This is a genomic window from Pseudoalteromonas sp. L21, from assembly GCF_021728035.1.
GTDB lineage: Bacteria > Pseudomonadota > Gammaproteobacteria > Enterobacterales > Alteromonadaceae > Pseudoalteromonas > Pseudoalteromonas arabiensis.
The window spans coordinates 294,970-310,849 of sequence record NZ_JAKKCV010000004.1 but is presented as its reverse complement, the minus strand read 5'-3'; the positions used below and the strand labels follow the sequence as shown (position 1 = coordinate 310,849).

Below are 15,880 nucleotides of genomic sequence, written 5' to 3'. Positions count from 1 at the left end.
TCCTATCGGCTTTCAGTGAATAATTCGCGGCCAATTAGCATGCGGCGGATTTCAGACGTACCAGCGCCAATTTCATACAGTTTTGCATCACGTAATAAACGACCTGTCGCGTATTCGTTAATATAACCATTACCCCCTAAGATTTGGATAGCATCAAGGGCCATCTTAGTAGCAAGCTCTGCGGCATATAAAATCGCACCAGCGGCATCTTTACGCGTTGTTTCTCCGCGGTCACAGGCACGCGCTACCGTGTAAACGTATGAACGAGCTGCATTCATTTGCGTGTACATGTCAGCGATTTTGCCTTGAATAAGTTGGAATTGACCAATTGGGCTATCAAATTGCTTACGCTCATGAATATAAGGAACAACAATGTCCATACATGCTTGCATAATGCCAAGCGGGCCAGCTGCTAGTACAACACGCTCATAATCAAGACCACTCATAAGTACTTTTACGCCTTCGTTTAAGTTACCTAGAATGTTTTCTGCGGGCACTTCGCAGTTCTCGAACACTAATTCACAGGTGTTAGAGCCACGCATACCTAGTTTGTCGAGCTTTTGTGCAGTAGAGAATCCTGGCGTGTTACGTTCAACGATGAAAGCGGTGATCCCTTTAGGACCAGCATTTAAATCTGTTTTTGCATAAATAACAAAGGTATCGGCATCTGGACCATTAGTGATCCACATCTTGTTACCGTTAAGCACAAACACATCGCCTTTCTTCTCAGCTTTTAATTTCATCGATACAACATCAGAACCCGCATTTGGCTCACTCATCGCAAGGGCACCAATGTGCTCACCACTGATTAGCTTAGGCAGGTATTTTTCTTTTTGTGCCTGAGACCCATTACGGTTAATTTGGTTAACACATAAGTTTGAATGAGCACCAAAACTTAAACCAATCGATGCACTTGCACGGCTAATTTCTTCCATTGCGATTACATGCTCAAGGTAACCAAGGCCCGCACCGCCAAATTCTTCCGGCACTGTCATACCCAATAAACCCATTTCGCCAAGCTGTGGCCAAAGTTGATTAGGGAAGGCGTTGTCGACATCAGTTTGTTCTGCAAGTGGGGCAATTTCTTGGCTAGCAAAGCTATTTACATGATCGCGGATCATGTCTGCTGTTTCGCCAAGTCCGAAGTTCATTTCTTTGTATAGTGAAATAGTGCTCATAATGTGTGTTCCTGTGAGAGTCTGTTGACGAGGTTGTTGTCAGGTTATTCGTCTAAATTATTAAGGGTTTCACGACAGCGGCGTTCTGCTGTAACCAATTCCATCAGTACAACTTTAATGTCGTCCATCTGTTGGCTTAGGTCTGCTTTTTTCTCTGCGATAAGGTCAAGCATAGTCACTAGCTGTTTAGCGCTTGATTTATCTGCATCGTAAAGTTCAAACAAACGACCCGTTTCAGCCAAGGTAAAACCTAAGCGTTTACCACGTAGAATAAGCTTTAGTCTTACTTTGTCGCGTTTTGAATAAATACGGGTTTGACCATTGCGATCAGGTGAGATCAGCCCTTGGTCTTCATAAAAGCGGATAGAGCGAGTTGTAATATCAAATTCTTTTGCTAGTTCACTGATACTAAACGTTTGCTCATTGCTAGCAGGTTCAACTGCTGCGCTTTCGAAGTTTGTTTGATTGTCTTGTTTCATGATTTATTTACCTCATTCGAATAACACCAATATAAGTGAAGTTTACGTAAAGGTAAAGGGTGATTTGGGTGTTATACTTTAGACTTATAAAGATAACTGGTTGGATTTGTTGAAAAGCTTTATTTATCTAGCCTTGTAAGCAGATGTTCGATTTTTAATACAACAAAATACAGATAAGTTTACAGTTTTAACGACCGCAAAAAAGTTGATTTTAGATTTACGTTGGCGTAAACGTAAATATTATGTATGCTGAATTAAATCGAAATTAAACTATAACAAATTAACTGTTTGGTTACACATGATTTGAACACATGATGATAACCACTTACATGGAGCCAATTATGACTACTGAAGCCGTTGTTATTGTTGCCGCAAAACGTACCCCAATGGGGGGGTTTATGGGCGCACTAAGTGGTGCACACGCAACTGATCTAGGTGCTACTGCTATTAAAAGTAGCTTAGAGCAAGCCGGTTTATCAGCCGATAAGATTGATGAAGTGATCATGGGCTGTGTATTACCAGCTGGTCTTGGTCAAGCACCTGCGCGCCAAGCAATGTTAAAAGCGGGCCTTAATCAAGGTACTGGCGCAACAACAATCAACAAGGTATGTGGCTCTGGCTTAAAAGCTGCAATGTTTGCCCATGACTTAATTAAATCAGGCTCTATCAATACCGCAGTTGCTGGTGGCATGGAAAGCATGAGTAATGCGCCTTATATGTTACCGAATGCACGTTCAGGAATGCGTATGGGTCATGGCGAAGTAAAAGATCACATGATGTGTGATGGCCTTGAAGATGCTTACAACAACAAAGCAATGGGTTGTTTTGCTCAAGACACTGCCGAACAGTATTCAATTGGTCGTGAACAAATGGATAATTTTGCACTTAGCTCACTGACTAAAGCAAACAGCGCGATTGAAACAGGCGCATTTGCAAACGAGATTGCCGCGCACACTATTTCTACACGCAAAGGTGATGTGACCGTTGCGATTGATGAGCAACCAGGCAATGCTCGCCCTGATAAAATCCCAGGTTTACGTCCTGCATTTAAAAAAGACGGTACGATTACAGCTGCAAACTCGTCATCAATTTCTGATGGTGCAGCAGCGCTTGTGTTGATGCGTGAGTCAGATGCTAAAGCACAAGGCTTAACACCACTTTGCCGTATCGTTGCTCACAGCACACATTCACAAGCACCAAGCGAATTTACTTTAGCACCGGTTGGCGCGATGCAATCGCTTTTAGAAAAAGCCGGTTGGTCTGTTAATGATGTTGATTTATGGGAAATCAACGAAGCGTTTGCAATGGTGACTATGCTCGCAATTAACGAGTTAAAACTTGATGAAAGCAAAGTAAATGTTAACGGCGGTGCCTGTGCACTTGGTCACCCAATTGGTGCCAGCGGCGCGCGTATCTTAGTAACGTTAATTCATGCATTAAAGAATCGTGGTCTTAGCAAAGGTGTTGCCTCACTGTGTATCGGTGGTGGTGAAGCTGTTGCTATGGCAGTCGAAGTAATTTAATTACGTTTTTGAACTTAATCTCTCACAGCCGCAACGTATTTTAAAAACTATCATGTTGCGGCCTCTTTATACCCACTGGGGAGGAGTGCCTCATGCACCAAGTACCTTTATTTATCAACGGCGAATTTACCCAATCAAGTTCAACGCAGTTGATTGATGTTATCAACCCTGCAAACCAAGAAGTGTTAGCGCAAGTGCCGTGTGCAACGGATGCAGAAATGGATGCAGCTATTGCCTCTGCAAAAGAAACGTTTAAAACATGGAAAGAAGTGCCAATTTCTGAGCGTGCGCGCATTATGATGAAATACGCAGCACTGTTAAAAGAAAACCATGACGAGCTTGCGACGATTATTTGTCATGAGCTGGGTAAAACATTTGAAGATGCCAAAGGTGATGTTTGGCGTGGTATTGAAGTGGTTGAGCAAGCAGCCAATGCACCATCACTGATGATGGGCGAAACAATGGAAAACGTAGCGCGTAAAATCGATACTTACTCTTACATGCAGCCACTGGGTGTATGTGCAGGTATTACGCCATTTAACTTCCCTGCAATGATCCCATTATGGATGTTCCCACTGGCTATTGTGTGTGGTAACACCTTTATTCTTAAGCCCTCAGAGCAAGATCCACTAACACCGATGCGTTTAGCTGAACTATTTGTTGAAGCGGGCGCGCCAAAAGGGGTGTTACAAGTTGTTCACGGTACAAAACCACAAGTTGACCGTTTATTAGAAGATCCAGCAGTACGCGCTATTTCATTTGTTGGCTCGTGTGGTGTAGGTGAGTATATCTACTCAAAAGGCACAGCAAACCTTAAACGCGTGCAAGCGTGTGTAGGTGCAAAAAACCACATGGTTATTATGCCTGATGCAAGTAAATCGCATGTTGTAAACAACCTAGTAGGTGCGTCTGTAGGTGCTGCGGGTCAGCGCTGTATGGGTATTTCGGTTGCTGTATTTGTTGGTCAAGCAAAAGACTGGGTTGATGAAATTAAAGCAGGCTTTGAAAACGTACGCCCAGGTGTATGGGATGATGCAAACGCGGCTTATGGTCCACAAACATCTAAAGCAGCTAAAGACCGTATTTTATCACTTATCGCAAGTGGTAAAGAACAAGGTGCAACGTGCTTAATTGATGGCTCTGACTTTACTGTTGAAGGTTACGAGCAAGGTAACTGGGTGGGTCCAACGCTATTTACTGATGTAACAACCGAGATGGATTTATACAAAGAAGAGATCTTTGGTCCTGTATTGGCTTGTATGTTTGTAGATACTCTAGAAGAGGCTATTGCGCTTATCAATAACTCGCCTTACGGTAACGGTACTTCGTTATTCACATCAAGCGGCGCTGCTGCACGTAAATTCCAACATGAAATCGAAGTAGGTCAAGTTGGTATCAACGTGCCAATTCCTGTGCCACTCCCGTTTTTCTCTTTCACAGGTTGGAAAGGCTCATTCTACGGTGATCAACACACCTATGGTAAGCAAGGTATTCGTTTTTACACAGAAACGAAAACGATTACTTCACGTTGGTTCGAGGATGATATCGCCTCAGGCCCGAACATGAGTATCAACCTTAAATAAGCCGTAATTAATTTACTGCTGAGCGAGCACACGCTCGCTCGAAGAACACACATTTAAACGACAACAATCGTTATTCACACAAGAATATGACAACAAAATAGAGGTCTACTATGGACTTTAATTTAACCGAAGATCAGCAAGCATTTGCACAAACAGCCCGTCAGTTTGCAGAGTCTGAACTTGCTCCACATGCAGCTAAGTGGGACCAAGAACACATTTTCCCTAAAGACACGATAAAAGCAGCCGGTGAGCTTGGCTTTTGTGGTTTATATACCCCTGAAGAAGCGGGCGGCTTAGGTTTATCTCGCCTAGATTCAAGCATTATTTTTGAACAGCTTGCCATGGGTTGTACAGCAACGACCGCTATGTTGACCATTCATAATATGGCAACGTGGATGATTGCAAGCTTTGGTACTGATGATGTTAAAGCCCAGTACTGTGAGCAATTAGTAATGGGTGAGTTACTTGCTTCTTACTGTTTAACAGAGCCTGGCTCTGGCTCTGATGCGGCATCGCTAAAAACCAAAGCAGTAAAAGAGGGCGATGAGTATGTGATTTCAGGCTCTAAGATGTTTATTTCGGGTGCGGGTGAAACTGACTTACTCGTTGTTATGGCGCGCACTGGTGGCGAAGGCGCAGCCGGTATTTCGGCATTCGTAGTACCTGCTGACGCAGCGGGTATTGAATACGGTAAAGCTGAAGAAAAAATGGGCTGGAATGCCCAGCCAACACGCTTAATTAGTTTTGAAGGTGTAAGAGTTCCTGCGGCTAACTTATTAGGCCAAGAAGGCGAAGGCTTTAAGTTTGCAATGCAAGGCTTAGACGGGGGTCGTATTAATATTGCTACTTGTTCGTTAGGTACAGCGCAAGCAGCCCTTAACACCGCACGCGAATACTTAAAAGAACGTGAGCAATTTGGCAAGCCATTAGCTGCTTTTCAAGCATTGCAGTTCAAAATTGCCGATATGAACACAGAACTTGTCGCGGCTCGTCAAATGGTTCGCTTAGCGGCATTTAAACTAGATACCGGGGACAGCGAAAAAACCACGTACTGTGCAATGGCAAAACGTTTTGCAACAGATGTTGGTTTTAAAGTATGTGATGATGCACTGCAAATTCACGGTGGTTACGGTTACATCAAAGAATACCCATTAGAGCGTCATTTCAGAGACGTCCGTGTGCATCAAATTCTTGAAGGCACAAACGAAATCATGCGTGTGATTATCGCACGTCGTATCTTAGCCGAGTCAGCTGGCGACATTCTATAAGGAGCATACTATGTCTAATCCATCGATTGATTTAAATATTGAAGGTAACGTAGCGGTTTTAACCATGAACAACCCGCCAGCGAATACCTGGACACAAGATACATTAACAGCACTTAAAGAGACTGTGACTGAGCTAAATGCCAACAAAAATGTGTATGCATTAGTGATCACAGGTCAAGGTGAAAAGTTCTTTAGCGCTGGTGCCGATTTAAACGTGTTTGCCAGTGGTGACAAAGGCGTAGCTGCCACTATGTCAAAAGTGTTTGGTGATGCATTTGAAGCACTAACCAATTTCCGTGGCGTATCAATCGCAGCAATTAATGGTTATGCCATGGGCGGCGGCCTTGAAGTTGCACTTGCTTGTGACATTCGTATTGCCGAAGAGCAAGCACAAATGGCATTACCAGAAGCAAAAGTTGGCTTACTGCCATGTGCTGGTGGTACGCAAAATCTTGCATGGCTTGTAGGTGAAGGCTGGGCAAAACGTATGATCTTATGTGGCGAGCGCCTTAAAGCAGACAAAGCACGCGAGATAGGCCTTGTTGAAGAAGTGGTTGGCGTTGGAGAAAGTTTAGCGGCGGCAATGAAACTTGCTAACCAAGTTGGCGAGCAAAGCCCAGTTGCTGTGACTGCATGTAAAGAACTTATTCAAAAAGGTCGTACACAACCGATGCTTCATGCATTGCCATTAGAGCGTGAGTTATTTGTACAATTATTCGATACGCAAGACCAAAAAGAAGGTGTGAATGCGTTCTTAGAAAAGCGTAAAGCTAATTGGGTAAATGGCTAATGACTAACGTAACACTACTAAATCACCAAGATGCGCCTGTGGTGTTTGAAACTGCAGAGGCCGAGAGCGGCCTTATTGCAATTGCGACACTCAATGCGCCAAAATCGTTAAACGCCTTAAATTACGACATGATCCAACTGCTTGAGCCTCAGCTTAGAAAATGGGCTGAAGATGACACTGTTGCCATGGTTATTTTAAAAGGGGCTGGCGAAAAAGCCTTTTGCGCCGGTGGCGATGTAGTAAGCCTTCACAAGGCAATGAGCACGGGTGAGCCAGCTAATTACATCGAAGACTTTTTCTCACTTGAGTATAAATTAGACTATCTAATTCATTGCTATGAAAAGCCAATATTACTTTGGGGTAATGGCATTGTTATGGGGGGCGGCTTAGGTTTAATGGCAGGGGCAAGTCATCGTGTGGTAACAGAAACCTCTCGTATTGCAATGCCTGAGCTTACCATTGGTTTATACCCTGATGTTGGTGGCAGTTATTTCTTACATAAAATGCCTGAGCAAGTGGGTCTCTTTTTAGGATTAACTGCAGCGTCTATCAATGCTGAAGATGCATTGTTTGTTAATCTTGCTGATCACTATGCAACTGCCGATAAATATGATGCTATGTTAACGGCTATCACAGCTGAAAAGTGGGGCAAAACGGCTTCATTAAATCACGAAAAGCTGACTAAAATTTTAATCTCAATCGATAATATTTCAGGCCGTGTACCTAAAGGAAACGTAAAGGATAATCTTGAGGTTATTCAAAAGTTGGCTGAATTTGACTCATTGCAGGGCAAAATCGACTACATCCAAGGTTTAGATACCGAAGACAAATGGCTTACTCGTGCGCAAAAGTCATTAGCGCATGGTTGTCCGCTTAGTTGTGCGCTGGTTGAACGTCAATTAGCTAATTCAAAAGAGATGACGTTAGCACAGTGCTTCAAAATGGAGCTAGGCATGTCGGTACGCTGTGGCGAAGTAGGCGAGTTCCAAGAAGGGGTTCGTGCGCTATTAATCGACAAAGACGGTGCACCTAACTGGCAGTTTAAATCGCTTAGCGATATTGACGCAGCAGTTGTAGATAGTTTCTTTACACCACGCTGGGATGAGCAAACTCACCCACTCAATTCGTTAACTTCATCTTAAGTCCAAGGGGTAAACAAATGGCTAAATTAACAATAGGATTTATTGGTTTAGGCAACATGGGTGGCCCGATGGCGGCAAACCTTGTTAATGCGGGTCACACAGTTCGTGTGTTTGACTTAAATAAAACAGCAGTCAGTGAACTTGCCGATAAAGGTGCGGTTGCTGCAAATGACGCAGCTGAGTGTGCCATTGGTGCAGATATTTTTATCAGTATGCTACCAGCAAGTAAGCATGTTAAGTCGCTTTACTTAGGTGAAACGGGTCTTATCAACTTACTTGATAGCAAAACCCTAGTCATTGACTGCTCAACCATTGATGCAGAATCAGCGCGTCAAGTGGGTCGCGAACTTGCTCAAAAAGGCATTGATTTTGTTGATGCACCGGTATCAGGTGGTGTTGCAGGTGCAACAGCGGGTACTTTAACCTTTATCGTGGGTGGTGAGCAAAGCCATTTTGAAAAAGCTAAGCTTGCTTTAGTTGATATGGGTAAAAACATCTTCCATGCTGGTGATATTGGCGCTGGCCAAGTGGCAAAAATCTGTAACAACATGCTACTGAGCATTTTAATGGCTGGTACCAGTGAAGCCCTGCAAATGGGTATTAACAATGGGCTTGATCCAAAAGTGTTAAGCGACATAATGACTGCCAGCTCTGGTCGTAACTGGACACTTGAGCTTTACAACCCATGCCCTGGTGTAATGGAAACGGCGCCAGCAAGTAATGATTATAAACCTGGCTTCATGGTTGATTTAATGGCTAAAGATTTAGGCCTTGCTATGGAAGCGGCTCAACAAAGTAATTCATCTACCCCAATGGGGTCAATGGCGAAGAATCTATACACTATGCTTCAGCATCAAGGTGCAGGTAGTGATGATTTTAGCGCTATTTTTAAATTATTCTCGAAGTAGGAGTTTGTTGTGGAAATTAAAAACAACAACATTGTAATTACTGGTGGTGCGCAAGGTTTAGGCTTTGCGATGGCCGAAAAATTTGCATCGCTTGGCGCGAACATCGCCCTTATCGATATGCAACAAGACGTACTTGATACTGCAGTATCAGCGCTTGCTAAACATGGCACAAAAGTGATGGCGTATGCTGCTAATGTGACCGATGAAGACGCTGTGGTAGCAACGTTTAACACGATTAACAAAGACTTTGGTCATATTGGTGTGTTAATTAATAACGCAGGTATCTTACGCGATGGTATGTTTATCAAAGCAAAAGAAGGCAAAGTGGTTGATAAAATGTCGTTGGCTCAGTTTCAATCTGTAATTGATGTTAACCTAACCGGTGTATTCTTAGCCGGTCGTGAAGCTGCAAGCCATATGATTGAGTCTGGTAAAGGCGGCGTTATCGTTAATATGTCGAGTGTTGCCCGTGCTGGTAACATTGGCCAAACTAACTATGCAGCGTCTAAAGCCGGTGTTGTGGCGATGACAACGGGTTGGGCGAAAGAATTAGGTCGCTTTGGTATCCGTGTTGGTGCAATCGCACCAGGTGTTATCCGCACTGCGATGACAGATGCAATGAAACCAGAAGCAAAACAACGCATGATGGCGGTAACGCCAGTGGGTCGTTTTGGTGAAGCACAAGAAATTGCCCAAACAGCACAGTACATTGTAGAAAACGACTTCTTTACCGGTCGTGTTGTAGAAATTGACGGTGGTATAAGACTTTAATTTCAACTACCCATTGAGTCCCAAAACGGTAAGCTTTGCTTGCCGTTTTTTTGCTTTAAGTCGCAACAAACCTTAATTTAACTCAGCCCTTGTAATTAACTTTCCTACATTCAATAATTAAAGTCGTTTTCTACCTTGAGAGATGCAGTGAATTCCAAACAAATCCGCAATTTTTATATCAATGAAGAACAGTCTGTTTATTTGCTGTCTCACCATGATGCTAAAAAGCACCGCCAATGGCTTAACATTTGTATTAAACAGCTAACCTTGCTTGGTTACAGCGATGTTGAATTGATTGGTTCTGGTGCATTTGGCTTTGTATTTGCGGGTATTGATGACGAAGGTATGCCTTGGGTCTTTAAGTTTTCACGCATAACCCTTGCGCAGAGTGTACGTGACCGTTTAGAAGACGAAGCCTACATGCTCTCGCAAGTGCATAACCCGCTCGTGCCAAAATTTTATGCTTTTGAGCGCATTAAAAAGCAAGGCATTTTAATGATGGAGCGCGCCCTAGGTGAAGACTTAGAAAAAATCTCCATCAAACAGGGGCGTTTTAGCGCAGCGAAAATCATGGCGCTGGCGCTTAAGCTTCGCAATGTTCTTATTGACTTACGCGAACACAAAAACGGCATCAGCCCGCAACCGATTGTACATGGTGATATTAAACCTTCTAACATTGTTTATGATGAACAAACTAATAAATTGTCGTTGGTAGACTGGGGCAGCTCTGTTTATGCGCAAATAGACGCTGAAGGGAATCCGGTTGCCAGCAATTTTATGGATCTTATGTCTGCTGATATAAGCACCACGAATGCACGCATGGGTGATGTGTATTTTATTGGTGATGAGCAAATGTCAGGTGGACAGTCCTCGCCACGATTTGATGAGCAAGGTGTCGCCTCAACTCTTTATGCACTGGCCTCTGCCCAATCTTGCCGATTTGGTGCTGCGGTTATTCCGGCTACAAGCCTAAATTTACCTATGGAGCTTGCACGAGTTATTGACGGTATGCTTTCAAAAAATAAGGCCACTCGCGATAGTGCGGGTGATTATTTTATGCGTAACATGCCTACAATGGCCAAAGCTTACTTACCTGAGCTGCCCCGTAAACTAATTCGCCCTTATATTCCTTATTGGTTTAGTGAGTTTGATGAGCACCCAGATACAGTGGTTTATAGCTCGCGAAAGCAATTTTTACGACAAGCCGACCATAATCAACAATTACTTGATGTAAACGATGCCCAGCTCGATAGGTACTACAAAGAATTTTTATTTGATACCGGCGACACCGAAAAAGCATTTTTAGCCTCGATTAGCCGGCTAGCAAAGTACCCAGTAGTAGGGGGTCTGAGTTTTCACTGGAAAGAAAACTCACTGTTTGTTGAATCATCGCTGATTCTGCATGATGAAACACTCGGCACTGCCTTTACAGATGCGATTAACAACACCGTCATGCTTGCCCAAGGGATTGAACAAAAAGGTCTATTTAAATGTTGCTTATTTGATGCCCGTAAGACCATTCAGCTAGAACGGGATGGCACTGGCGCATTTAAATTTGAACATTTACCTGAACTTGATTATGAAGTGATGGATGTACAAGCTTCAGATGTAACCAGACCACATTCTTACTTTGAAGATGGTAAAGATCCTGATGAGCAATTGCAGCTCCCAAAAAAGGTTATAAAGTGCGTATTTGAGCTAAACCAAATACACCATACGGGGTGTATCATTTTTGAAGCGTTGCCAGATAGGATGAAGATACACCACTACTATCGACTATTAGATGCCAGTAAAGAGCCTGAATTTAAACGTTTGCTAAGTAAGTTGATGCAATATGCGGTAAGTATAACTGATGTAGGTGTAGCTGGCTTTATGAAACTACCTTACAAAAATACCCGTGAATTTGATTTATGTGCTAAACAAGCCGATGAGTTTTATCCACGAGATCCAAAAAGAATTTTGATGGAATGAGTTCTTTAATTAAGACTCATTGTAAACGGTTAGAAAATATAACTTTCCAAAATAAAAATATAGAACAAGCATTTATTTTTAGAGATAGATTGTTTTTTAGTAAGTAAAATATTGTCACTTTTTGTACACGCGCGATAATCGTGGTTTAATGCAAGCAGCTAATTTCAAAAAATTTTGAAATTAGCTAAATAAAAAAGCTAAGCATTACTCGCTTCAACCTGCCATTTTAGGTGAAATCCAGCTTAAGGAAGAGTTGTGGAAATAATCGAAGAAAATAAACTAGAAGAACTATTAAGGCTTGCGGCAGATGAACCTGCTCATCGGCCACAATTTTGTGAAACCTTACTTAATTCAAACGTGTTTTTACTGGGTGCTACAGAACAAGTAGAAGCTTATGGGCATAACAATCTTGAAGCTGGTAGTCATATTCAAATACAACACTGGCAAAGAGCCGATGGCTTATCTGTAATCCCGTTTTTTTCGTCTTTAGAAGTGCTTCAGAAATCCATTGATACTGAACAGTCGTATTTGATGCTGCCAGCCCGCTCTTTATTTGAAATGACACAAGGAGCTACATTATTCCTCAATCCTAAGTCAAAGTATGGTAAAGAGTTTTTACCACAGGAAGTGGCTCACCTATTAACCACAGGTATTAGTCAGTCTCCAGTACAAAGAGTTGTTGAGGAAGAAACAAAAGTCCTACTGGGAGAGCCCGCTAATTATCCTCATAAAATGATTGACTCTTTAACTCAGTTATTCGCAAAGCATAGAAATGTGAATAGCGCCTACCTTGCTTTAATGCACGATAAATCCGTTGATGAAAAGCCGCATTTAATAATTGGCATTGAAACAGATGGTGACGCTAAAAAAGTGATAACAGAAGCAGGCTCTGTCGCCATAGATACATTACCTAAAGGTGAATCAATAGATTTTTATCAAATCAAAGAAAATGACTCTGGTTTGAGTGAGTTTTTGCTTACTCAAATTAAGCCCTTTTATGAGAAAAGATGGGGAACGAAACTTTGTTCTACGCTTGGCTCAGGCAATGCATAAAACTCTTTGGTATTTAATTACTTAGTTATTGCACAATGTGATGTTTAGTTAATCGTGAGGGATTATGAAAAAGCTTATTTTACTTGTTTTAGCTGTGCTTACTCTGACTTCTTGTAGCAAGCCTTTGCCAGCGGATAAGTTATCTTACGTAGGTGAGTGGGAAAGCAAAGAAATGTATTTGCTTATCCTCCAAGATGGAACAGTGGTATATGAGAGGGTTCAGGATGGAGGGTCAACATCCATAAACGCGCCGTTAAAAGAGTTTAGAGGAGATGACTTTGTAGTAGGTGTGGCTTTTTTAACCACTAATTTCGATGTAACAGAAGCACCACACTTGGTTGATGACCAATGGGTAATGGTTGTTGATGGCATGAGGCTAACAAAAAACCAAGGTTATTAGAAATTGCTGTAAATATTAATAGGAATTTACTTAAATAATTAATAGTAGGGTGTTTTTTATTAAAGAGATTCTTACTTTAGAAGCGTGTACTTACGATATTTAGCTTTTTAAAGGGATGTTATGAATAAATTATTATTTTTTATTGTTTTTTTCGTTATTAGTAATGCTCAAGCAGCTGACGCGACTTATTTCTCAGAACTTAAAGCCGAGCTTGATCAGGCTGTACCAAAGATTTTAGATAAGCATAAAGGCCCAGGTGTGGCCATTGCCTTTGTTCAAGGCGAAGAGGTTACCGGATTTCTTTCTTATGGCTTTGCTGATATTGAAAGTCAAAAAGCGATTACAGAGAATACCATGTTTAATGTGGGCTCAATATCAAAAGTAGTAACTTCGTGGGGGGTTATGCAGTTGGTTGAGCAAGGTAAAGTTGAACTTGATAAACCAATAAATAATTATTTAAAACGCTGGAAGATACCTAAGTCTGAGTTTGGAACAGAAAATGTAACGTTAAGAAATGTTCTGTCGCATACATCTGGCTTGTCTCTCGGCCCTTATTTTGGCTGGGGCTCACCGACTGATGTTCCTTCGATCGTTGATTCATTAAATGGCAAGAATAATGGTGCAGGCGATGTAAAATTAATACATACACCAAATACAAAATGGTCATACTCAGGGGGTGGGTACTCTATTGTTCAGTTACTCATAGAAGATGTATCGGGTTTAAGTTTTGAAGACTATATGCAGAAAAATGTACTTGAGCCGCTCGGAATGAATAACTCAACATTTAATGTAACACCTGCTGTTATGAGTAAGTCAGCAACACCGTATGATGAAAATGCCAAGAAAACATCCATGATCTACTTTGCTGAGCAAGCTGCTGCGGGTTTACAAACAACTGCTATTGATTTAGCACGATTTAATTTAGCCGTGCTTAAAAATAAGGAAAATAAATACAATGGCTACCGTCTTATATCACAAGCTCTAATTACAGAAATGATTACACCTGTAGCAAACACGGGGGGGCGCTGGAGTATGAGTTATGTTGTCGATTCAGAAAATAAAAGTTTAGGGTTCGCTGGATTCAACCAAGGTTGGATAGCCTTAATACGGTCGATTACAGACCAAAATAGAGGCTACGTCATACTTACCAATAGCAGCATAGGAGGCGTTAGTAATGATATTGATAGTCTTATTTTATCTAAACTGCGCAAGCCTTAAAAGTGAGTAGTTTATGGCAACTAAGCTTACTTAATAGGTATTTTTGATATTTAATAAGGTGGTTATGTTGAAAAGCATAGAGGTAAGAACAATCTACTTAGTATAGAACTCAATTTTAGGGAGTCGTACTGATGAATCAATTAACTGAAAAAACGATTGTATGTCCATATTGTGGAGAACATATAGATGTTTTACTTGACCCCGCAGACTTAAATCAACAATACATCGAAGATTGCCAAGTTTGTTGTAAGCCAATAAATTTTTTAGTTTTTGAAAACAGTGATGAAGAACTTTCCGTTACTGTATCAAGCGATGATGAAAGTTGTGGCTTTTCTAACTATTAAAAAATGAAATACTAAGATTTCTAATTCATTAAATATTAAAACCTGCTAGATGGCAGGTTTTAATATAAGGTTTTCTTATTTGTGATCTTCAATTATCTCAGTGATCCCTTCAGCTGAGAGTATTTCTATCCAATAACCATCTGGGTCTTTAATAAAGGCTAGGCCTTTCATAGAGCCATCGTCAGGCTTTTTTACAAACTCAACATCGTATTTTGCAAAGCGCTCGCATGCTGCGTAAACGTCTGGCACGCTAATACCGATATGACCAAAGCCTTTTGGTTCATCATTACCACTATGGTACCCAGCAAAGCTCTCGTCGTTTTCTGTGCCCCAATTATGTGTAAGCTCGATAAGAGCAGGGCGACGAAACACCCACTGTGCTTTTTCCTTATCGGTGCCTGTTGGTATGTCTTGCTCATAGCCTAAAAAGTACAGCGTAAACTCCATTTTAGGGAAGTCATATTTACCCAATAACTTCATGCCTAAAACGTTTTGGTAGAAGTCTAATGAAGGCTTTGGATCTTTAATCCGCAACATTGTTTGTTGCATTACATAACCTTGCGTTGCATTTGCGATTTGTTCTGGTGACTCGTTGTAGTTAGCCATACACATCCTTTTTAACTCAAATTATTGATGATGTAATCAGTCTAACATAATCAGGTTGCCCTTAAATTAATAACAAATATTATTGACGTGTTTAGATAGCACTTCAATTCTTAACTTACTAACTCACATAAAAAAACCGCCCAACAGGCGGCTCATTTCAACTTATAGCTTAAAACTTACAGCTTTTGTCGATCAATTACCCCAAGGGTTACTCGCATTTGATCGCTGCTTACGCGCACGGGCTTTTTGCTTCGCTTCTTTTTTCTCATGAATGCGTTTTGCATCAGTAAAGCTAAGCTCACACGGTTCACCTGGTTTTTGATCAGCAGGGATCACACGATCGCGAGGTGGTAATTCGTAGTTTACATCGTCAGGGCGTGGTAAGTTTTTAAGACGATACAAATAAAAATTCTCGACTTTTTCTTGTGCCCATTGGGTTTTACGTAAAAACTTAACCGCTGATTTAACATCTGGGTTATTCTTAAAGCAGTTCAAACGCATATAGGCGTGGAGTAATTCCCAGCCATATTGTTCGACAAGCTCTATCACAACTTGCTCGATACCAACACCTTGCAGTGGGTTATTGCTGAAAATTTCTTTATTACTCATTAGGCTGTCCGGTATTACAAAACTAGGGTAAGTATAA

At 41.6% G+C, this 15,880-nt stretch carries 16 protein-coding genes; 12 read left to right on the top strand and 4 right to left on the bottom strand.

Annotated elements, in window-relative coordinates:
- Positions 1-2: 2 nt before the first annotated feature.
- Complete coding sequence (locus L3V41_RS13255) at positions 3-1,178, bottom strand: isovaleryl-CoA dehydrogenase (protein ID WP_237127908.1); 1,176 nt, start codon at positions 1,176-1,178, stop codon at positions 3-5.
- Positions 1,179-1,222: 44 nt separating this feature from the next.
- On the bottom strand, positions 1,223-1,657 hold the full coding sequence (locus L3V41_RS13250) for a MerR family DNA-binding transcriptional regulator (protein WP_054553803.1): 435 nt from the start codon (positions 1,655-1,657) through the stop codon (positions 1,223-1,225).
- Between the two features lie 341 nt (positions 1,658-1,998).
- Between L3V41_RS13250 and L3V41_RS13245 the strand changes: the two genes are divergently transcribed.
- From L3V41_RS13245 to L3V41_RS13190, 12 genes are all read left to right on the top strand, one after another.
- Positions 1,999-3,180 (top strand): acetyl-CoA C-acyltransferase, encoded by a 1,182-nt coding sequence (locus L3V41_RS13245; protein ID WP_237127907.1) that lies wholly within the window; start codon positions 1,999-2,001, stop codon positions 3,178-3,180.
- 92 nt (positions 3,181-3,272) lie between these two features.
- Complete coding sequence (locus L3V41_RS13240) at positions 3,273-4,763, top strand: CoA-acylating methylmalonate-semialdehyde dehydrogenase (protein ID WP_237127906.1); 1,491 nt, start codon at positions 3,273-3,275, stop codon at positions 4,761-4,763.
- A gap of 110 nt (positions 4,764-4,873) precedes the next feature.
- Positions 4,874-6,031 carry an acyl-CoA dehydrogenase family protein gene (locus tag L3V41_RS13235; protein ID WP_237115217.1) on the top strand — a complete coding sequence of 386 codons (1,158 nt, stop codon included), beginning with the start codon at positions 4,874-4,876 and terminating at the stop codon, positions 6,029-6,031.
- A gap of 10 nt (positions 6,032-6,041) precedes the next feature.
- Positions 6,042-6,821 carry an enoyl-CoA hydratase gene (locus tag L3V41_RS13230; protein ID WP_062569060.1) on the top strand — a complete coding sequence of 260 codons (780 nt, stop codon included), beginning with the start codon at positions 6,042-6,044 and terminating at the stop codon, positions 6,819-6,821.
- On the top strand, positions 6,821-7,963 hold the full coding sequence (locus L3V41_RS13225; protein ID WP_237127905.1) for an enoyl-CoA hydratase/isomerase family protein: 1,143 nt from the start codon (positions 6,821-6,823) through the stop codon (positions 7,961-7,963). The genes L3V41_RS13230 and L3V41_RS13225 overlap by 1 nt, the downstream gene beginning before the upstream one ends.
- Before the next feature lie 17 nt (positions 7,964-7,980).
- Complete coding sequence (mmsB, locus tag L3V41_RS13220) at positions 7,981-8,871, top strand: 3-hydroxyisobutyrate dehydrogenase (protein WP_237127904.1); 891 nt, start codon at positions 7,981-7,983, stop codon at positions 8,869-8,871.
- Positions 8,872-8,880: 9 nt separating this feature from the next.
- The gene (locus L3V41_RS13215) at positions 8,881-9,642 is read left to right on the top strand and encodes an SDR family oxidoreductase (protein ID WP_130149847.1); all 762 of its coding nucleotides are present in this window, start codon (positions 8,881-8,883) and stop codon (positions 9,640-9,642) included.
- Between the two features lie 147 nt (positions 9,643-9,789).
- Complete coding sequence (locus tag L3V41_RS13210; protein ID WP_062569064.1) at positions 9,790-11,613, top strand: serine/threonine protein kinase; 1,824 nt, start codon at positions 9,790-9,792, stop codon at positions 11,611-11,613.
- Positions 11,614-11,868: 255 nt separating this feature from the next.
- On the top strand, positions 11,869-12,666 hold the full coding sequence (gene sseB / locus L3V41_RS13205) for an enhanced serine sensitivity protein SseB (RefSeq protein ID WP_237127903.1): 798 nt from the start codon (positions 11,869-11,871) through the stop codon (positions 12,664-12,666).
- A 64-nt stretch (positions 12,667-12,730) separates the two neighbouring features.
- Entirely contained in the window at positions 12,731-13,066 is a 336-nt protein-coding gene (locus L3V41_RS13200; RefSeq protein WP_237127902.1) for a hypothetical protein, read from the top strand.
- Positions 13,067-13,186: 120 nt separating this feature from the next.
- Positions 13,187-14,284: a serine hydrolase domain-containing protein gene (locus L3V41_RS13195; protein WP_237127901.1), complete on the top strand. Its 1,098-nt coding sequence runs from the start codon at positions 13,187-13,189 to the stop codon at positions 14,282-14,284.
- A 131-nt stretch (positions 14,285-14,415) separates the two neighbouring features.
- Entirely contained in the window at positions 14,416-14,628 is a 213-nt protein-coding gene (locus L3V41_RS13190; protein ID WP_237127900.1) for a CPXCG motif-containing cysteine-rich protein, read from the top strand.
- A gap of 75 nt (positions 14,629-14,703) precedes the next feature.
- On the opposite strand, the gene gloA is transcribed toward L3V41_RS13190, so the two are convergent.
- Positions 14,704-15,234 carry a lactoylglutathione lyase gene (gene gloA, locus L3V41_RS13185; protein WP_237127899.1) on the bottom strand — a complete coding sequence of 177 codons (531 nt, stop codon included), beginning with the start codon at positions 15,232-15,234 and terminating at the stop codon, positions 14,704-14,706.
- 192 nt (positions 15,235-15,426) lie between these two features.
- Positions 15,427-15,843, bottom strand: a complete 417-nt coding sequence (locus L3V41_RS13180; protein WP_062569070.1) for a VF530 family DNA-binding protein — start codon at positions 15,841-15,843, stop codon at positions 15,427-15,429.
- Positions 15,844-15,880: the final 37 nt, after the last annotated feature.